This is a genomic window from Deferribacterota bacterium (genome assembly GCA_034189185.1).
In the GTDB taxonomy this organism is placed as follows: domain Bacteria; phylum Chrysiogenota; class Deferribacteres; order Deferribacterales; family UBA228; genus UBA228.
In genome coordinates, this window is the sequence record JAXHVM010000274.1 from 1 (window position 1) to 1,847 (window position 1,847).

At 24.6% G+C, this 1,847-nt stretch carries 3 protein-coding genes; all 3 read right to left on the reverse strand.

What is annotated here, in order from left to right; translation table 11 throughout:
• Positions 1–285: 285 nt before the first annotated feature.
• Positions 286–780, reverse strand: coding sequence for a DUF456 domain-containing protein (locus SVN78_10815; protein MDY6822097.1), 495 nt, complete (start codon positions 778–780; stop codon positions 286–288).
• A 28-nt stretch (positions 781–808) separates the two neighbouring features.
• Complete coding sequence (locus SVN78_10820; protein ID MDY6822098.1) at positions 809–1,228, reverse strand: hypothetical protein; 420 nt, start codon at positions 1,226–1,228, stop codon at positions 809–811.
• A gap of 31 nt (positions 1,229–1,259) precedes the next feature.
• Positions 1,260–1,847 (reverse strand): hypothetical protein (locus tag SVN78_10825; protein MDY6822099.1); only part of this gene is annotated, 588 nt, incomplete at its 5' end.

The window sequence follows — 1,847 nt, forward strand, 5'->3', positions numbered from 1 at the left end:
TCAATATCATGTTTTGAAGCTGATTGGAGAGCTCTCCCCAATATAAAAAAAACAATTTTGCAAAGATATTTTTTCAAATATTTTTCAAAAGAAAAAACCCTTCTCCCTTTACCAGCCATAAATACTCCAAATAATATTTATTATTTATGCAGCTTTCTAGAAAAATATTATAATTTAAATAACTAATTGTCAAGCATAAAATTATAATAAATAAATTATTAAAATAATATTAAAATTATATACAATATTCATGTGCTAAATGAGATAAAATTATATTTTATTTATCTAAAACAGATAGAAGGTAAATAAAATTATAGTTAATATGCCAAGTGAAAATTTTATAATTGTTCCCAAGATTCTACTTTTTAAGACAATATAGCTTCTCTTTATAGCTGTATAAAAACTATTGTAAGAGAATATTTCATATATAAATACACCGGCAAAAGCCCCAAGAAACGCCCCTATTATAGATCCTAAACCAAAAAAGATAGGAGCCATCAATATAGCAAATATAAATGAACAAAGAATACTAAATAATAAACTAATATTGCTTATACCTGATATTTTACCTAATAAAAATCCTGAAATAAATTCAATAATCTCACCAACTGCAATCAATAATGCTATTATCACTATTTGAATTGTGCTAATGTAGCCTAGTAAATACCAGATGAAAGCTATCAGAATAATAAGCATATTCCCAGGCAAACCAATTATATTGATTAAAACACAAATTAAACACAAAATAAGAGAAAGTATCTTAAATATTAATAATAACAATTTTATTATCTATATTTATATTTATATACTAATATAAATTATATTTTCTTAGAATATTAGCTAAATCCTTATTATGACCTGCTAAAACTCTCAATTCATTGAGTAAATTACTTAACTCATCTTTGGTTAGTTTGCTCTTTTTATCTACTACTTTATACTCGACTTTACCTGGTAAATAAGCCCAAGAAGAATCATAATCAAAACCTAAATATGGTCTATAATGACTAACTATCAAATCCCTTAGGTTCTCTAACCTAGTATCAATTCTATCAAATGAATTTTCTAAAGAATTTTCTAATTGATCAATTCTAAGCTCAACCTTTAAAAGCCTGTCTCTATCTTTTTGAGTAAATAAACACTTATCTTCTTGTGCAAAACTTAAATCTGATATTATTAATAGGCATACACTTAATACTAATATATTAACTAAACTACATATATACTTCATAGACAACCTCCTATATATTTTTGTAAATGAATTATTTTTCTATGTAAAACAAATAATATTTTTTAGATAAATAATCTAATAAATACCCGTATAAATTTTTTATTAGATCAATAGAGTTTTCATTAATTTTTTCTAATGAATCACAACTAACTATATTAGGTCTCCCAAGATCAGTTATATCAATTCTCCTACTATCAACAAAGTTGTCTTCCATATAGAAATTAATAATAATGCTACCACTTATATATATGAAATACTTATTTTCACAATTATTTAAAACATATGGTATATATGTATCACAATCTTTTATTTTTTTAGCATTGGCCTCTAGATCAAATACGGGCATTATGTAATTTTTATTTTCACTCCTATTGTCATAGATGCCATTTTTTATTAATAGAGCTTTTAAATCATCTTTAAAATTATTGATCCAATAGGCAAAGCTTTCTTTTACAAGTGGTGCACTTAAATAGTTTGATTTTACATCTATTCTAAATATTGGCTCTTTTATGCCAAGTAGTATCTTTTCATATTCTCTAGATATCTCTGTAGTATTATCAGCCTCACTCATAGGGGCTTTTTTATCAATTTCTTTAGAAAGATGATTACATGAAACTAA

Excerpts from the sequence above, each read along its gene's own strand:
- SVN78_10820 (MDY6822098.1), bottom strand. The coding sequence starts at position 1,228 with ATGAAGTATATATGTAGTTTAGTTAATATATTAGTATTAAGTGTATGC.